The sequence below is a fragment of the Ruegeria sp. AF7 genome, from assembly GCF_056541885.1.
Window position 1 is genome coordinate 124086 of the sequence record NZ_JBQFYX010000006.1, and the last position, 16941, is coordinate 141026.

The following is a 16941-nucleotide window of genomic DNA, read 5'->3' on the forward strand; positions in this document are numbered from 1 at the left end:
ATTCTCTCTTTTCTGGTACAGGTCTTTATGTCATATGTCTATTCATAAAACCGGAGGTAGGGATGACGGTCATTTTTGCAAAACGGGCCTATCTGGCAGCCGGCTGGGCAGAGAATCTACGACTCGAGATCAAAAATGGTCGTATTGCCCGTCTGACACCCGACGCGGTCGCGCAATTCGGCGACACCTGCGTTGACACTCTACTGCCCGCTTTGGCCAACCTTCACAGCCATGCCTTTCAGCGTGCCATGGCGGGAATGACCGAATATCGGCAGGCTGGCCGTGACAGTTTCTGGACTTGGCGTGATCTGATGTATCGCTTCACAGCCCGCCTGAACCCCGAACACATTCAGGCCATCGCTGCGCAAGTCTATGTCGAGATGCAGGAGGCCGGGTACGCCTCGGTTGGGGAATTCCATTATCTGCACCACCAACCGAACGGGCAACCCTATGACAGGCTTTGCGAACTCAGCGACCGGATCATGGCCGCTGCTGCTGAGACCGGAATTGGCCTGACCCATCTGCCCGTGCTCTACAGCTATGCAGGAGTTGGGGAAAAACCACTGGAGGCGGGGCAGCGACGCTTTGGCAATGATGTGGACCGTTTTTGCGAACTTGTCGCGCAGGCGCGGGGTGCGCTCGGCAATCTTCCTGACGACTGTCGCGTCGGCATCGCGCCACATTCCCTACGCGCCACCTGTCCGCGCGATCTGGCGCAGGTGGTGGCATCACAAAGTTCCGGTCCAATCCATATTCACATTGCCGAACAACCCAGAGAGGTTGAGGAAGTGCAGGCTGGCCTTGGCGCGCGTCCGGTCGAATGGCTGCTGGATAATGCCCCGGTTGAGTCCAACTGGTGCCTGATCCACGCAACCCATATGACCGACGAAGAGACTTGCGCAATGGCCCGCAGCAAAGCGGTTGCCGGTCTGTGCCCGGTGACAGAAGCCAACCTGGGCGACGGGCCTTTCAACGGCCCTGTCTATCTGAATGCAGGCGGCGCTTTTGGCGTGGGATCGGACTCCAACGTGTTGATTTCCATGACCGAAGAGCTCCGCACACTCGAATACTCGCAACGACTGCGCGACCTGTCACGTAACGTGCTGGTGATTGGCGAAGGCTCTGCCGGACAAACCCTTTATCGCGGCGCAGCTATTGGCGGTGCGCAGGCGCTAGGCCGCAACGCGGGGCAAATTACCAAAGGAATGCTGGCCGATCTCGTCGCCATCGACAATCAGGCCCCTGCCCTTTGCGCACTACAACCTCACCAACTGCTGGATGGTCTAGTCTTTGCCGCCAAAGATAATGTCGTAACTGATCTTTGGTCCGCAGGCAGACACCAGGTTCAAAACGGACATCACGTCCTGCGGGACAAGGTCACGCGTAACTACAAAGGGGCAATAAGTGAGCTTCTGGCTGAGCTTTAGCTAGGGATCTTATTGAAACACACGCGAAGGATCTTAGCGCCTGCAGCCGGACTGACCGTAACAGCGGCGTTCAGCGTCATTGCGTCTCCGGCAACCAGCGGCGTGTTGTCTGACATGTGGGCCATTCCCGAGGCGACAAAGACAAACTCGCCCGCTGTCGCTTCAAATTCCTGATCATTTGCAAAAACGTTCACCACAACAACGACCTTTGAATCGTAGATCACATTGAATGCACGACACGGCCCGCCCAACAGCCGCGCATTCAGCGCGAGCGCCCCGTCGAACGAAACCGGCAGGAATGGCCGCGCTGGTAAAACACCACTATCACCGAGCAAATCAAGCCCGGTCCCTTCGATGATCGTGTGTACGCGCGACATCCCCGGAAATCGGGGAAATGGCCCATCCTGATCGATCCGGGCCACACTGATACGCCAGACGACATGTTTACCGACCCGCTTCGCGGCAAGTTCGGTTGTTACCCCGCCACCATTGGCCCATGGCGTAACCGCGCAATCCTGCAATCTGATAAGGTTCTGGGTCAAATTCTTTGCATCTCACCGTTAACCTAGACATAATATGAATAAGTTCGAAAATATAGTGAGCACAATGTGAACGAGCAAAAAAACGTCGGCTTCCAGGATATCCGCGATGAAGTTCTAAATCGCATCCAGACCAGAATTTGGCCGCAAGGCAGCCTGCTACCCACCGAACTGGAACTGGCCGCCGAGTTCGGCTGCGCCCGCGCGACTGTCAATCGAGCTCTGCGTGAACTTGCTGATCAGGGTATTGTAACACGCAAACGCAAAGGCGGCACACGTGTGGTTACAACACCGGTCAAACAGGCCAGATTGCCGATTGCGGTAGTCCGTCAAACCATTGAAGATATGAATGCAGAATACCGGTATGCGTTGGTCAGCCGTACACTGGTTGATTGCCCGGCATGGCTACAAGCCAAACTCGGGCTGCCCGAGGGTACGCAAATTCTGCATTTGCGCTGTATGCACCATGCAGACAATCGCCCCTTCCAGTACGAGGAACGATGGATCAATACAGCCGCGGTACCGCACGTCATGGATGAAGACTTTCTGTCCACCGGTCCAAACGAATGGTTGCTGGCCGAGGTTCCTTTTTCGAACGCGGAAATTGCATTCTCAGCTGTTCCGGCAACCGGTCCGCTTCAGGACTTTCTTTCTGTTCCGCCCGGAACACCTTTGTTCCAGTTGGAGCGGACAACGTGGTTTCGCAATACCCCAGTCACTTTCGTACGAATGACCTTTCATCAGGGTTATCAAATGCGGACAACGTACTGAGGCTTTTTCCGCTATTGGTGGTACTGCCGAAAGCCAAATCTCGACCCGCTACTCCGCTTGTCTCAAATAGGCACTACATCAAGTGCATGTGCATTCGGGTGGCCAAATTGCCAAGAACCCAGACGGTGCCAAGGATCATTATCATCAGAACCAGTGTCGAAAACAGCACTAGGTGCAGATCTTCACGGCTGCTGCGCCGGCGGTCGATATGCAGGAAGTAGACAAGCTGCAACACAAGCTGTGCCAACCCAAGCAACCCGATGGTCAGGTAAACACCAACCGTTTCAATCCCATAAACCTGTGCCACGCCAAACATTGCCAAGGTCAGCAACAGCGAGCCACCATACCCAATCACATAGCGCCGACGCTCGCGACGATGCATTTCAGAGCGCCTATCCATAGGTCAGACCTCCGAAATACACGATGGCAATGATCCCAATCCAGATCAGATCGAGAAAATGCCAGAACAACGCCAGCCGCACCACGCGCGAGATAACCACGTCGGTCATGCCCTTGATGCGCAGCTGAATACCCAAAACGATCAACCAAAGGCATCCAGTCGCAACGTGCAGACCGTGCACTGGGACCAACCCAAAAAAGGCTGACAGAAATCCACTGCGCTGTGGAATGCCACCTTTTTCCGCCATGGCCATGAAGTCACGCACTTCCAGCACCAGAAAACTAACGCCCAGAACAAGCGTGACGCCAAACCACAAGACAATGCGACCGCGCGGCAGATTGTACTTCAGCGCCAGCATCGCAAGACCGACTGTCAGGCTGCTGGTCAGCAGTATCAGGGTCTGCGCAAAGACACTTTTCAGATCAAACAGCTCGTGCGGGCCGGGGCCACCTGCCTGCGCATCGATCATCGTTATGTAAATCGCAAACATCAGGCCAAAATAGACCAGATCGCTCATCAAGAAGACCCAGAACCCAAAGGTGACAACCTCGGTCGCCTTGTGGGCGCTGGCGTGATGTTCCCCAAGATTGATACCGGGATAGCTGTGAGTGGGCGCGCGCTTCATGTCGCAACCTCCAGATCCGGGCGGGCAAGGCCGCGGTTTTCCGGAGAAGTTTCAAAGTCGCGATCAACTGCGGCTTCGCTGTGGACCAACGCCAGCCAGGCTTCGTGATCCCTTCGCACCTCTTCCGCGGGGATGGTGAGTTCTGTACTGTCATCAAATGTCCAGATGATCACCGCAAGGATCATCAAAACCGTCATTATCGCGGCAAGCCACCAGATCCACCAGACCAGCGCAAATATCCATATGCCGCTGAGAACACACAGGACAAAGCCAATTCCCGTGTTTCGGGGCAGTTCGATATCTTCATAAGCGTCTGGTGTTGGATAGGCCGTTCCTTTTGCCTTCTGTGCCGTGAATTCATCCCGATCCGTAACCTTGGGGATGATCGCAAAGTTGTACGCGGGAGGCGGTGAAGGGATAGTCCATTCCAATGTGCGACCATCCCAGGGATCCCCAACAGGAACGCGGGTTTGGTCGCGGTCACGAATGCTGACCCATAGCTGGATCAGTACCGAGAACAATCCACAGGTAATAACTATTGCTCCGATGATGGCCACAATCATGAAAGGGTGGAAAGACGGATCGCTATAGCTGAAAGAGCGGCGTGGCATGCCCAATAGCCCGACGAAATAGAGCGGCATGAATGTCAGCAAAAACCCCCCGGTCCAGCAAAAGACAGAAACCCGGCCCCAGAATTCGTTCAGTCGGAATCCAAAGGCCTTGGGGAACCAGTAATTGTATGCCGCCAACAATCCGAACAACACGCCAGGCAATAACGCGTTGTGGAAATGAGCTACCAAAAACAGCGTATTGTGAACCTGGTAATCTACGGTTGGGTTTGCCAGGATCACACCGCTCAGCCCACCGATGGCAAACAGCATCAAAAATGACAGCCCATAGAGCATCGGCACCGAAAACCGAATGCGCCCCCGCCACAGCGTCGCCATCCAGTCATAGACTTTCACGCCGGTTGGGATGGCAATCAGCATGGTCGCAATACCAAACACCGCGTTGATCAGCGCGCTTTGACCCATGGTAAAAAAGTGGTGCAGCCAGACCGTGAACGACAACACTGCGATCGACATGGTCGCAATAACAAGCGAGTTGTAGCCATAAAGCCGTTTGGCCGAGAAGGTCGCAAACACCTCGGAATAGATGCCATAAGCAGGCAAAACCAGCAGGTAAACCTCGGGGTGGCCGAACAACCAAAACAGATTGGCATAGTTCATCATGTTGCCACCGAGGTCGTTTGTGAAAAAGTGGAAATCAAGATAGCGATCAGCGGCAAGCATCAGCGCGGCGACACCCAAAGGCGGCATAGCAAAGACGATCAGGATCGAACTGCAAATGATTGTCCAGCAATACATCGGCAGCCGCATGAACGTCATGCCCGGCGCGCGCAACTTGTAGATCGTAACGGCAAAATTGATACCCGTCAGCGAGGTGCCAATGCCCGAAACAACGATGGCCCAGATCCAGTAATCCGGTCCAACACCGGGATTGAACGCTGCGCCGGTATACGGTGGATAGGCTGTCCAGCCGCCGGTCGAAAACTCTCCAATCACCAGCGACACCATCAGCATCATGCCTGACGAAACCGTAAGGCCCAGACCAATCTGGTTTAGTCGCGGGAACGCCACATCGCGCGCGCCGATCATCAGCGGGACAATGTAATTCGCAACACCAAAGACAAAGGGAACGGCAACAAAGAAGACCATGATTGTGCCGTGAGTGCTGAAAAGCTCGGCAAAATGTTCGGCTTCGAGGAAACCGTCGCCGGGCCCGGAAGCCTGCTGCGCGCGCATGACAACGCCTTCAAGCACACCGCGCGCCAGCATCACGATGGCAAAGACGATATACATGATACCGATCTTTTTGTGATCGACGCTGGTCAGCCAATCGCGCCACAGGGGTGTCCACAGACGAAACCAGCTCAGCAATCCTACGACAACAACAACGCCAATAATCACAACAGCTGCGGCTGTATTGGCCACAATCTCATTAGTATTTGGGTTCTGGATCAACCCGGCAATCGGAAAAGCGTCCCAACTCAGACGCCCGAAGAAACCTGTCTCGGTCGGCGTCATTTTTGCGCCTCCTGCCCAAATGATGCAGTTCCAGGCTGTAGATCGATGGGCAGCGGCTGACCGCTGTGGTAGCGGCTCAGGATATTCCGGAACAGATCGTCTTTTATTGTGAAGTAGAGCGCATCATCCGGCATCCGAGATGTTCCCAAAGCGGCCTGAACTTCATCCCTGTCGGTCCGCATGGCCAGTTTCCGATACGTTGCCACATCTAGTTGGATGCTGTTGTTACGCACTTTTTCGACCCAAGCGTCGAAATCCTCATCACTCATTGCGATGGTGCGGAACTTCTGCTTGGTAAAGCCCCGTCCGTTGTACTGAGTGTTTTCACCCTGCATCACTTCCGGCGCATCCGCGACAAGATGTAACTGGGTGGTCATGCCCGGCATCGCATAAATCTGTCCGGCCAGCGCGGGTATCATAAACGACTGCATCACGGTATCGGTTGTCAGCGTCAATGCAACTTGCCGCTTTGTCGGAATTCCGAACTCTCCTACAGTGGCGACCCCAAGATCGGGGTACAGAAACAGCCACTTCCAATCCAGACCGACAACCTGAACCCGCAGCGCCGGATCTTCACCAAACGGTGCCGAATACGGGTCAAGCCGATGCGTCGCCTTCCAAAGGTAAAAAGACAGCAAGGCCACGATTATGACAGGCACACCCCACATTACAAATTCCAGCTTTGCCGAGAAATCCCAATCCGGCGCGTAGGGCGCAATGCGGTTGCTCCGGCGGCGATACCGAAACGCTATTATCGGGACCAGCACCAATACCGGGATAACGGCCAGCAGGATCAATACGGTCGCCCGAAGCAAATGCGTTTTCTGAACTGCCGCTATTGGGCCTTGCGGGTCCATAAAGCTGTCGCTGGCCAAAGCTGGTTGCGCCGAAACGATCAACAGGAGCACAACGACAAGCCTGAGCAAGGATGGATTGGACGAAATGACTTGTGCCACAGCTGACTGTCCTCTCCTCATCTCAATCCCATCCAACTATCGGCAAGCGGGTGAATTTTCTCAAGAGTTTTTCCGAACCGGGGATTGCCATCCTCAATTTTCTTTCAACTTTGGGTGTAAACGGCGACGGGTCGCGCGGCATCTTCCCGTTGACTTGCAAGGCCAGTCGGGACAGATAAATCGTCAATGCGTATTTTGCTGTTCACTCTAGGATTGATCATTCTGTCCCAGACCGCACTGGCACAGGATCGTGCAGCAATTGAACGCCAGTTTCAGTCGTGGTTGTTGGAGACTATCTGGCCGCAGGCGCAGGCCAAAGGTGTTTCGCGCAACACACTGCAACAGGCGTTTTCTGGTGTTACTCTGAACTGGGACCTGCCTGATCTGGTTCCCCCCGGACATAAACGCAAAACGCCCAAGGCGCAAAAACAAGCCGAGTTTGGATCGCCCAGCCGGTATTTCAATCCGGGGTCAATTCAGGGCGCAACGTCTATCGGGCGCAGGATGGCGAGGCAACACTCTGCGATTCTTGCCAAAGTCGAACGTCAAACGGGCGTTCCTGCTCGTATCATTCTGGCAATCTGGGGCAGAGAGAGCGGCTATGGGCAGGTGCCGATCCGCCATGATGCGTTCAGGGTTTTGTCGACCAAGGCATTCATGAGCACGCGCGCGGACTACTTCACGGCCGAGCTTATCGCGGCTCTGCAAATCGCGGAAGCAGGACCTCTGCCAGCCCGGCAATTGAAAAGCAGTTGGGCGGGCGCGTTAGGACAACCCCAATTCATGCCATCAAGCTATTTGGCTTACGCCGCAGATGGCAACGGCGACGGACAGGTCGATATCTGGGGGTCATCCGATGATACAATCACATCGATTGGCAACTACCTGAAACAGCACGGCTGGATCGCCGGGCGTGACTGGGGTTTCGAAGTGTCTGTGCCAGCAACCGTTTCATGTGCATTGGAAGGACCTGATCAAGGGCAGTCAATCCAGCAATGGGAAGCGATGGGCATAAACCGGGTCTCGGGCAAACCTTTTCCAGCCCACGAGTTGAAGGGGGCAGGTTACCTGATGATGCCGGCAGGACGATTTGGTCCTGCTTTTCTGGTCACTCCGAATTTTTACGTTTTGAAGGAATACAACAAAAGCGATCTTTATGCTTTGTTCGTCGGCCACGTCGGTGACAGAATCCAATTTGGAAGCGGCGATTTTAAAGGGCAATGGGGCAAGGTCGGTGGCTTGTACCGTTCTGACATAGCAAAGATGCAGGGCGCGCTGGAAAGCTTGGGGTACGATGTCGGAGGCGTTGACGGCTTGCCAGGTTTCAAAACCCGCCGATCAATAGGCAGATGGCAGGAAGCGATGGGTGTTGCACCTACCTGTTTTCCTGAAATCTCGATGAAAACAAAACTGGTCCGATAAGGCACCAAGCATGCGTTGAACGGTCCCTCGCGACTTGCTTGAGCATCTTATCGCCAGTCGCAACAGACCGCCATTGTCACTAATCTTTGCGGTTCCGGCCATATTGTTGCCCATTCGAAAACGGACTTGATGCGTCAGATCATGTATTTCCAAGAAGCTCGGATGTTTGCCGACGGAATACTTGTGTACATAAGACACGTTACTTGACGCAGCTTGCGACTAAGTGAGCCGTATTAATTTCAGTTGCACAGTCTCTGCCATCTAAATTCTTTTCGGCCGCGCAGTCCTAAACTACTCGTCATAACAAGGCGCTATGCCCATCCAAAGAACAATATGCAGGACTCCGTCCGGGAGTTTTTCAAGGCAACCGACGCTGCTCCAAACATATCAACTTTCCGTGAACGACAAATCGTCGTCAGATTTTTGGCACAGAGTTATAGCGGAAGGGTCTCTGGGAACTGTGGTTCAGGCCTTGTATACAGGAAACACCGGAGTCGGCTTTTGACTCATCTGGACCGAGGTGGCACGATTTGGTCAATAACGGCCGGCACACCGGGCATGATTGATTGACGCGGTTTTGAAGACTAAGAGGACATTCCGGATGTTCTCTGCTTTTCCGGCCAAGTTTTGTTTTGAGAGGCACCATGACACGCAAAGTCACCAAAGCAGTTTTTCCAGTGGCGGGAATGGGAACCCGGTTTTTGCCGGCAACCAAATCTGTTCCGAAAGAGATCATGACGTTGGTGGATCGCCCGCTGGTGCAATATGCAATCGATGAAGCGCGCGCCGCTGGTATCAAAGAGTTCATCTTTGTGACGTCTCGCGGGAAATCCGCGCTTGAAGATTACTTTGACCACAACCTTGTCCTCGAACAGGAGTTAATGGCCAAGGGCAAAAACAAGCTTCTCGATATCCTAAACAAGACCAATATGGAAAGCGGCGCGATTGCCTATATCCGCCAACACAAAGCCCTGGGGTTGGGGCATGCTGTATGGTGTGCACGCCGTTTGATAGGCGATGAACCCTTTGCTGTAATGCTGCCTGACGATGTGATTGCTGCAGATAAACCATGTCTGCAACAAATGGTTGAAGCCTATGAGGAAACGGGCGGCAACATGGTGGCAACGATGGAAGTTTCACCAGAAAAGACCAGTTCGTACGGCGTTCTGGATGTCGTCGACAGTATCGGCCCGGTCATTCCGGCCAAGGGTATGGTTGAAAAACCCGAACCCTCAAAAGCGCCATCCAATCTGGCGGTTATCGGGCGCTATATTCTTCGACCTTCCGTATTGAACAACCTGAACGCAATGAAAACCGGAAGCGGCGGTGAAATCCAACTGACTGATGCGATCGCCGAGGATATCGCATCCGGCGTGCCCGTTTTTGGCTACAAGTTCGACGGGCAGCGTTTCGATTGCGGTTCAAAATCCGGTTTTCTGCAAGCGACAGTTTCCTTTGCCCTTGCCCGTGACGACCTGCGCGATGATCTGAGCCAATATCTGAATGACATCGTTGCAACTGGAAAAGCGGCCCAGTAGCCACGGGATCTCCCATTCCACAAAAAGAATTGAACAATATCGTTGGTCATCAGCAATTCAGGGGCACGTGTATGAACAGAACGGTCTATCCAGTCATCCTGTGTGGTGGTTCAGGAACGCGTTTGTGGCCCCTGTCGCGCAAAAGCTATCCCAAGCAATTCGTTCCACTTGTCGGAAAAACCAGTCTGTTACAGGATTGTGCCGACCGGATGCTTGGACCCTCGCATACGCCCTATGCCAAACCAATGGTTCTCACCAACGAAGCCTTTCGGTTTATTGTACCTGAACAGCTGACCGCTATTGGGATCGACCCCGGTCCGATTCTGATTGAGCCTGAAGGGCGAAACACGGCCCCTGCCGTACTGGCGGCTGCGTTGTACCTTGCCTCACGTGATCCGGATGCCATCATGCTGGTCGCGCCTTCAGATCATGTGCTTCCAAACAAGGCGGCTTTTCATCAGGCCGTCGCCACAGGCGTGCGCGCAATTGCCGAACGAAGCGATCTGGTGACATTTGGCATCACGCCCACTCGGCCCGAAACCGGGTATGGCTACTTAAAGCTGAACGACGCCCCAGACGTGTCCGGAGGTGCAGTTCGCCTGGATCGTTTCGCGGAGAAACCGGATCTGGATGCGGCGCAGGCGATGGTGAAAGATGGCAGTTACCTGTGGAATTCCGGCATCTTCCTGTTTGCGGCACGTGACATCGTTGCCGCATATAAAAAATTCGCAAGCACCCTTGTTGCACCTGTCCAAAAGGCCGTCGACAACGCAAAGACAGATTTGGGGTTCCTTAGATTGGATCCTTCGGCTTGGGCTGACGTCGATGACATCTCGATTGACTATGCGGTCATGGAAAAAGCTCCCAACCTCAGCGTGGTTCCGTATTCCGCTGGTTGGTCGGATGTTGGCAGTTGGACGGCTGTTCAAGAATTGTCAAACCCTGATGAAAACGGCATCGCGACAAATGGGGAAGTAACCACAATCGACTGCCGCAACGTTCTGATACGATCAGAATCGCCGGCTCAGGAAGTGGTGGCAATGGGGCTTGAGAACATTATCGCAGTTGCGATGCCGGATGCTGTGCTGGTTGCTACCATGGACAAAGCCCAGGAGGTCAAGCAGGCTGTCGCTGCCTTAAAGGCTAAAGGGGCCAAACAGGCAGATACGCTTCCGGTCGATCACCGCCCCTGGGGCTGGTTTGAGAGCCTCGTGATCGGTGACAGATTTCAGGTCAAGCGAATCCATGTGCATCCTGGCGCTTCGCTCAGCCTGCAGTCCCATCACCATCGGTCCGAGCATTGGATTGTGGTTGAGGGCACCGCCAAGGTCACAATCGATGATCAGGAACGGTTGGTTAGCGAAAATCAGTCCGTCTATATCCCGCTGGGTGCCGTGCACCGGATGGAGAACCCTGGCAAAGTGCCCATGGTTTTGATCGAAGTGCAGACCGGCACCTATTTAGGCGAAGATGACATCATTCGATATGAAGACATTTATGCCCGGGACTAAGCGGCGACATAGTTCTCTATAGGCCATACTCGGGTCGGCTTGTCCCCGGAGATTCTTAGGTTAACAGATTATTTCCTGTGCGGTCGGCCAGGTCAGACGGGATTGACGCGCCTTACGGCAGAGTGGCGCGCGACCGACTTTCGGACCGACAGCCACAGGAGGACCCTCGTGTCAATGACCTCACCCAGATTGCGCCTGCCTTTTCTACAACCTTCGCAGGCTCAAAAACACGTTACTCACAATGAAGCACTGCGGCAGCTTGATCTGGTCGTACAGCTGACAGTGCGAACGACCAATTCCAGCACTCCGCCCGTAGTCCCCGAGCAGGGCGATGTCTATGCTCTAGGCGTCACCCCCACCGGGGACTGGGCCGGACATGCAGGAGAGCTTGCCGCATGGCTGGACGACGCCTGGCATTTCTTGACCCCGTATGCGGGCTGGCGCGCCTGGGACGAGAACACTGGTGAACTGAAATTCTGGAATGGGTCTGATTGGCTACCCTTGCCCGTCAACACACAGAACCTGGACGGTATTGGGGTGGCAACAAGCTCAGACCTTACGAATCGCTTGTCTGTCCGAAGCCCAGCCTCGCTTCTGAGCCATGAGGGCGGCGGGCATCAGCTGAAGATCAACAAGGCGGGTGCGAGCGATACGGCATCGCTGGTGTTTCAGTCGAACTGGACCGGCCACGCTGAAATGGGGTTATCCGGAAGTACGGGGTTTTCAATCAAAGTGTCCCCAGACGGAGGATCCTGGACCGAAGCTTTGACTTTTGACCCCGCGACCGGAACAGCGGCTGGTGCAGCTGTCCAAGGCGATGCGACGGATACCACTCCGGGTCGACTTATGCGTGCAGACTACGGCTATGGGCCGGGCAACCTTCTGGGGGCGGTATCGGAAGTTGGCGGTACACCAACCGGTGCGGTTATAGAGCGCGGAATTAATGCCAATGGCGATTTTACGCGTTTTGCCGATGGAACCCTGATCTGCACCGCCGCGTTGTTGCCTGTCGCTTGCACGACCGCTGAAGGCGCATTATTCGCAAGCGCTGCAATAACGTGGGACTACCCAGCGCCATTTTCCTCTGCGCCCAGCGTTAGTGGCAGCGCTGGAGCTAATAATCGTTTCATCGGGTTTGATGGGCCCGGAAACACTCAAGCCTCGTGCAAAGCTCTCTCCGCAACTTCGGATACAGCGGCTTTTTCACCAAGTGTCATCGCCATAGGGCGCTGGTTCTGAGTGCAGCTGCCGCCTGAACTGTGGTTCGGGCGGTTTTTTGTGTAGTCGAGCCATTTCCTTAGCAATCGCCGATTCCATTGGACCCACCGAAGACGCCGAACTCCGGGCGAAAAAGCAGGCAGCGCAACACCACACGCCTGATGGCTGTTTACTTCAGACCTATGCCCAGAATTGTATCGTTTCAGCTGACAATGACCGTGATTCAACAGGTTCTGCGCAGCACGACGGATTGAAAAAACTCTCTTCCTGCACTTATTGCCTCAAAAACAACAAGAAAACATGGGAACTTAGCAGCCATACCTGTAAATCATTGAAACCGGCGCTGGATTCTTCGATTGTGCGCGCGCCGTTGATAGTAATTGGTAAAAAAGGATTTGGCAGATGCGCATTGCAATGATCGGCACCGGGTATGTGGGCCTTGTGTCCGGTGTGTGTTTTTCGGACTTCGGTCATGATGTGATTTGCGTTGATAAGGCTGAGCAGAAAATCGATATGCTCAAAGCCGGACAGGTGCCTATTTATGAACCGGGTCTTGACGTGCTGATGGCGCGAAACGTCGCGGCTGGCCGCCTGAGCTTCACAACCGATCTTGCAGCCGCAGTGGACGGCGCGGACGCTGTCTTTATTGCTGTCGGAACGCCAACCCGGCGTGGAGACGGCCATGCGGATCTGACTTATGTGATGGCAGCGGCGGAAGAAATCGCTCAGGCTGTCACCGGGTATACCGTTATCGTCACAAAATCGACTGTGCCCGTCGGAACAAACAGGAATGTGTGGGAAACAGTCAAGGCCGCCAACCCCCAGGCCGAATTTGACGTGGCTTCGAACCCTGAATTCCTTCGCGAAGGCGCGGCAATCGACGATTTCATGCGCCCGGATCGCGTCGTGGTCGGCGTTGAAAATGACCGCGCGGCCGAAGTGATGGCAGAAATATACCGCCCTCTGTATCTGCGCGACTTCCCGATCCTGACCACCGATCTGGAAAGCGCAGAGATGATAAAATACGCCGCCAACGCGTTTTTGGCGACCAAGATCACCTTCATCAATGAAATCGCCGGGCTATGCGAAAAAGTTGGTGCGGATGTTAAAGAAGTCTCGCGTGGCATTGGTCTTGACGGGCGGATTGGCAACAAATTCCTGCATGCAGGACCTGGCTACGGTGGTTCATGTTTTCCAAAAGATACGGCCGCGTTGGCCCGGATCGGGCAGGACCACGCGCATCCGATGCAAATCACCGAGACCGTCATCCGCGTGAATGACGAAATCAAGAAACGGATGATCGAGAAGATTCGTGACGCATGTGACGATCATTTCAACGGCAAGACCGTGGCGGTTCTGGGTGTCACGTTCAAACCCAATACGGACGATATGCGTGACGCGCCATCACTGTCCATCGTACCCGCCCTGATAGGCGGAGGCGCAAAGGTGCGCGTTGTTGACCCACAGGGAAAATCTGAAGGAGAGGCGCTTTTGCCTGGCGTCGAATGGTGCGACGATCCGTATGTCGCTGCGCGGGGCGCGGATGTTGTTGTGCTGCTGACGGAATGGAATGAATTCCGCGCGCTGAACCTTTCCGAAATTGCGGCGTCAATGAAATCAGCCAGGATGGTCGACCTGCGCAACATCTACTCGAAAACTACAGCGCTGAAATCGGGGTTTGAAACCTACGTCGGCGTTGGACGCTGAAAGCACCCGTCCTCGCAAGTAGTTGACGGATCATAGTGCGGCTGTCCAAACCCGGTAGCGGCCTTGTCCGGTGACCTCGCGCACCAGGCCTCTCCGGGTGAACAGGTCAAAGTTCCGCTGAACCGCTGCGCGGGAAGAATTGGTAAGTTCTTCTGCAAGTGGGGCCGAGACCATCGGCCACGCCGCCAGAGCATCAATCAGACGCGGGGGGGTGCGACCGCTCAGATCCTGCGTCGCGTCGCGGGCCTTATCCTCCCAGACACTGATCCTGTCGAGGTGCAGCAAAGCCGCAAGAACAGCTTGCCCGGCGCCCTGTATCCAAGACCCTAACTTTTCCGTCGGCCCACCTGTTCCGCGCAACGCACCCGGACCAGACAACGCCAGAGGCATGAACATTGCGCCGCCCCGCCCCATCGAAGCCGCGTGCCGCGCTGCGATGATTGCCGCCTCGGTGTCTTGTCCGACCCCCTGCGAAACCGCTCGCCATGCATGAAACGCGATGGCCGATTGTGTCACCGGGTGCAGCCTTTCAGCATTCCGCATGACTTCGGCCAGATCAACGATCGCTTCGGGCGTCGCTTCAGCCCCCTGAGCCAGACGGTCGAGAAACGCGGTCAACCCGCTTTCCCACCCGCCTGTCGCAGGGCCCGCGCCTGAGCTCAGACGGCGCACGGCCCAACCTGCCCGAAACAGCGCCTGCACGTCATCGTGGGTCGCGCCGATCCTCAGACCCGTCCACAAAGCCAGGCGGTCCACGCTGACCCGATCCCCTGTCCACCACCCCAGATCGGACGTTTCCATAAGTGCCAAACGATGCGTCCACCCCTCAGGCCCCGAACGCAGCCGCTCATCCAGAGCGCCAAAGGTCAGGGCAAGATCAGCAAGCTCTGCCGACAATTCTGATTGTGCCGAATACCAATCGCGCGGATCGAATAACGGGCGCTGATCCGATCGGGGACCAGGCAAAAAGAAATCTTCCTCCACGTCCTGGTCCGGGGGCAAAAACCAAGGGTCATCTTCTTCTGCCGGATCACCATCATAGATGCTGGCTGGGCCAAGATCATCGACCTCGTCTTCTGGAAGGGGCATGGTTTTCTTCGACGTCATACCCCGCATTCTTTGGGCATTTGCAACAGTTCACAAGGGTTTTCCATCAACCCGAGAATGTGCGGGTCAACACTTCCAGTTCGGCGCTTAAATCCGTGTGTGGGGAACTGCCCAACAGCATATATCCATAACCGCCCTGCTCCCACTTTGCAGTTGCCAAACCGCTCAACACCGTTTGTTGGACTTCGGTACTTGGGGCATTCGGTCCCTGGCGAATGACACAGAAGGCAAGTGGTCGACCCTGATCATCGGCAAAAACCACTTGGATCAAGGGCTTGCCTTTGAATGAAAGAACCTGCGCCCGCTTCAGCTCCAACCCTGGCAACGCTTCCAGTATTTCCTTATTCAGCGATCGCCCCAGCTCGGCTTCGGCCATTGCAAATTGCTTGGTCAGCGACGCTTCTGAACTGTCCAGCGATGCAATCGTTTCCGGGACGTAAAGTGATTGATAGATCGCGGCCTGCTGGGCCCAGCTTAAGTCTGCTGGCCGGGTGGCCCAGAATGTTACGGCGACGGCTGCAAACGCCGCGCTGGCAGCCACCGCAACAAGACGCAGAAACCCGTTATTGGCGGGCCGCGTCGTTTTTTTCGGAAGGTCCACCTTCGGCGCTTCAGCGGGCAGGTTCTCAAAAACATCCCGAACAACAGGCGCAATCGGATCCAGCGCCATCAGACGATGTTCCAACGTAGCGTCATCTTCAACCGCAACATCAATAGCGCGGGTCTGAGCCTCATCCAGGCTGCCTTCCAGATACGCTAATAGCGTCTCGTCGGAAAACGTCATTTGCCACTCCGTCGCGCGGTGTCCGCTGCATCAACCTGCATTACAGTTTTAAGTTTCTGCCGGGCATTCGAAAGCCGGCTCATGATCGTGCCAATTGGAACCTCCAACAAAGCGGCGGCTTCGCGGTAACTGTACCCCTCAACGAAGACGAGCATAACCGTTTCGCGCTGTGCCTCTGGCAACTGCATCACTTGAGTAAACACTTCAGCCGCAAAAATATTCGTTTCCGTGTCCGGTCCCGTTGCAACCAGATCCGCTTCGGGGGTCACCGACAGCGCCTGCGCGCGCCGAACCGACCGCGAACGCAGCTCGTTCAGCCAAATCGACCGGCAGATTGTCATCAACCAGCTGTCCAGACGGTTGTGCGACGTCACCTGATGATGTCGTTCAAGCGCGCGCAAACATGTGGCCTGTAACAAATCATCGGCTACATCCGAGGCACCCGATAATGCCAGCGCAAACCGCCAGACACGCTTCGAATGCGTCTGAACCGCATCGCGGACGGCTTGTTCAGAAGTCATCTCAGCTCTCATCGAATGATCGCGACCTGCTTGTGTTTCTCAATCACGGACCGGACCCGCAAGGGCAGAATTGTCATATTTGGCGGTGAAATGAAACGAAACTCCAGCTCCATGCAGTCACGTTTGCGTCTGTAATTGTTGCAGCGCCTGTTTCTGCAACCAACTTGGCGTTGGATATTGGCCATTTGCGACGGTTGTTTTGGTTGTGGGTTTGGTGGTGAGGTCTTATTTAGCGTGTTTGGATGTTGGGATGGGTTGGTGTGCCGCAGGGTTGCATCTGTCCTTTAGGCGCGGCGGGATATGGGGTATCTGGGCGTGCGCACCGTTT

General features: G+C 55.1%; 16 protein-coding genes. 8 read left to right on the plus strand and 8 right to left on the minus strand.

The genetic code is table 11. The features are described from left to right. The first annotated feature begins 62 nt into the window (after nucleotides 1-62). Nucleotides 63-1427, plus strand: coding sequence for a formimidoylglutamate deiminase (locus tag ACR0AP_RS12750; protein ID WP_480507030.1), 1365 nt, complete (start codon nucleotides 63-65; stop codon nucleotides 1425-1427). Here the strand turns inward: ACR0AP_RS12750 and ACR0AP_RS12755 are convergent. Then, nucleotides 1424-1969, minus strand: coding sequence for a HutD/Ves family protein (locus tag ACR0AP_RS12755; protein ID WP_480507031.1), 546 nt, complete (start codon nucleotides 1967-1969; stop codon nucleotides 1424-1426). The two genes, ACR0AP_RS12750 and ACR0AP_RS12755, sit on opposite strands and share 4 nt — an antisense overlap. Nucleotides 1970-2035: 66 nt before the next feature. Between ACR0AP_RS12755 and ACR0AP_RS12760 the strand changes: the two genes are divergently transcribed. Continuing rightward, nucleotides 2036-2737: a GntR family transcriptional regulator gene (locus ACR0AP_RS12760; protein WP_480507032.1), complete on the plus strand. Its 702-nt coding sequence runs from the start codon at nucleotides 2036-2038 to the stop codon at nucleotides 2735-2737. Nucleotides 2738-2810: 73 nt separating this feature from the next. Here the strand turns inward: ACR0AP_RS12760 and ACR0AP_RS12765 are convergent, their stop codons facing one another. Genes ACR0AP_RS12765 through ACR0AP_RS12780 form a run of 4 tightly spaced genes read right to left on the minus strand, consistent with a single transcriptional unit; the run spans nucleotide 2811 to nucleotide 6805 of the window. Further along, the gene (locus tag ACR0AP_RS12765; protein ID WP_245220760.1) at nucleotides 2811-3137 is read right to left on the minus strand and encodes a cytochrome o ubiquinol oxidase subunit IV; all 327 of its coding nucleotides are present in this window, start codon (nucleotides 3135-3137) and stop codon (nucleotides 2811-2813) included. Then, nucleotides 3130-3762 carry a cytochrome c oxidase subunit 3 gene (locus ACR0AP_RS12770; protein WP_480507033.1) on the minus strand — a complete coding sequence of 211 codons (633 nt, stop codon included), beginning with the start codon at nucleotides 3760-3762 and terminating at the stop codon, nucleotides 3130-3132. The genes ACR0AP_RS12765 and ACR0AP_RS12770 overlap by 8 nt, the downstream gene beginning before the upstream one ends. Continuing rightward, on the minus strand, nucleotides 3759-5849 hold the full coding sequence (locus ACR0AP_RS12775) for a cbb3-type cytochrome c oxidase subunit I (RefSeq protein WP_480507034.1): 2091 nt from the start codon (nucleotides 5847-5849) through the stop codon (nucleotides 3759-3761). The genes ACR0AP_RS12770 and ACR0AP_RS12775 overlap by 4 nt, the downstream gene beginning before the upstream one ends. Further along, nucleotides 5846-6805, minus strand: coding sequence for a cytochrome ubiquinol oxidase subunit II (locus ACR0AP_RS12780; RefSeq protein WP_480507035.1), 960 nt, complete (start codon nucleotides 6803-6805; stop codon nucleotides 5846-5848). The genes ACR0AP_RS12775 and ACR0AP_RS12780 overlap by 4 nt, the downstream gene beginning before the upstream one ends. A 186-nt stretch (nucleotides 6806-6991) precedes the next feature. Between ACR0AP_RS12780 and ACR0AP_RS12785 the strand changes: the two genes are divergently transcribed. From ACR0AP_RS12785 to ACR0AP_RS12810, 6 genes are all read left to right on the plus strand, one after another. Further along, nucleotides 6992-8227 carry a lytic murein transglycosylase gene (locus tag ACR0AP_RS12785; protein ID WP_480507036.1) on the plus strand — a complete coding sequence of 412 codons (1236 nt, stop codon included), beginning with the start codon at nucleotides 6992-6994 and terminating at the stop codon, nucleotides 8225-8227. A 644-nt stretch (nucleotides 8228-8871) separates the two neighbouring features. Continuing rightward, nucleotides 8872-9765, plus strand: a complete 894-nt coding sequence (locus ACR0AP_RS12790) for a UTP--glucose-1-phosphate uridylyltransferase (protein ID WP_480483625.1) — start codon at nucleotides 8872-8874, stop codon at nucleotides 9763-9765. Between the two features lie 71 nt (nucleotides 9766-9836). Continuing rightward, complete coding sequence (locus ACR0AP_RS12795) at nucleotides 9837-11276, plus strand: mannose-1-phosphate guanylyltransferase/mannose-6-phosphate isomerase (protein WP_480507037.1); 1440 nt, start codon at nucleotides 9837-9839, stop codon at nucleotides 11274-11276. Between the two features lie 174 nt (nucleotides 11277-11450). Next, nucleotides 11451-12515 carry a DUF2793 domain-containing protein gene (locus tag ACR0AP_RS12800; RefSeq protein ID WP_480507038.1) on the plus strand — a complete coding sequence of 355 codons (1065 nt, stop codon included), beginning with the start codon at nucleotides 11451-11453 and terminating at the stop codon, nucleotides 12513-12515. A gap of 37 nt (nucleotides 12516-12552) precedes the next feature. Continuing rightward, nucleotides 12553-12912: a hypothetical protein gene (locus tag ACR0AP_RS12805; RefSeq protein ID WP_480507039.1), complete on the plus strand. Its 360-nt coding sequence runs from the start codon at nucleotides 12553-12555 to the stop codon at nucleotides 12910-12912. Then, nucleotides 12897-14201, plus strand: a complete 1305-nt coding sequence (locus ACR0AP_RS12810; protein WP_480507040.1) for a UDP-glucose dehydrogenase family protein — start codon at nucleotides 12897-12899, stop codon at nucleotides 14199-14201. Before ACR0AP_RS12805 ends, ACR0AP_RS12810 begins: the two co-directional genes overlap by 16 nt. 30 nt (nucleotides 14202-14231) lie before the next feature. On the opposite strand, the gene ACR0AP_RS12815 is transcribed toward ACR0AP_RS12810, so the two are convergent. The 3 genes from ACR0AP_RS12815 to ACR0AP_RS12825 all read right to left on the minus strand — a co-directional run bounded on the left by ACR0AP_RS12815 (nucleotide 14232) and on the right by ACR0AP_RS12825 (nucleotide 16613). Beyond that, a complete protein-coding gene (locus ACR0AP_RS12815; protein ID WP_480507041.1) occupies nucleotides 14232-15290 on the minus strand; it encodes a helix-turn-helix domain-containing protein in 1059 nt (352 codons plus the stop codon). 64 nt (nucleotides 15291-15354) lie between these two features. Then, nucleotides 15355-16092 (minus strand): hypothetical protein, encoded by a 738-nt coding sequence (locus tag ACR0AP_RS12820; RefSeq protein ID WP_480507042.1) that lies wholly within the window; start codon nucleotides 16090-16092, stop codon nucleotides 15355-15357. Continuing rightward, complete coding sequence (locus ACR0AP_RS12825; protein WP_245220757.1) at nucleotides 16089-16613, minus strand: RNA polymerase sigma factor; 525 nt, start codon at nucleotides 16611-16613, stop codon at nucleotides 16089-16091. Before ACR0AP_RS12825 ends, ACR0AP_RS12820 begins: the two co-directional genes overlap by 4 nt. Between the last annotated feature and the right edge of the window lie 328 nt (nucleotides 16614-16941).